Here is a 235-nt window from a genome sequence, read left to right as displayed (position 1 = left end):
AAGTCGCTTAAAAGTAGATGGCATTACCGCCGGCGCGCATAAGTTTCATGGACCGAAAGGCGTGGGCTTTATGTTTGTGCGGAAGAAGAAACGTATCGAGCCGTTTATTCACGGCGGCGCCCAGGAACGCAACATGCGCGGGGGCACAGAGAATGTATACGGCGTCGTAGGAATGGCCAAGGCGCTGGAGCTGGCGTACCGCGACATGGATGCGCATGCACGCCATATCCTGTCG

At 56.6% G+C, this 235-nt stretch carries 1 protein-coding gene; it reads left to right on the top strand.

What is annotated here, in order from left to right:
* On the top strand, nucleotides 1–235 hold a 235-nt coding region (locus KK062_RS30585; protein WP_254088159.1), incomplete at both ends, for an aminotransferase class V-fold PLP-dependent enzyme.

The organism is Dawidia cretensis (genome assembly GCF_018598175.1).
Lineage (GTDB): Bacteria > Bacteroidota > Bacteroidia > Cytophagales > Cyclobacteriaceae > Ohtaekwangia > Ohtaekwangia cretensis.
The sequence above is the reverse complement of the archived record's forward strand: the minus strand, read 5'-3'. Positions and strand labels throughout refer to the sequence as shown.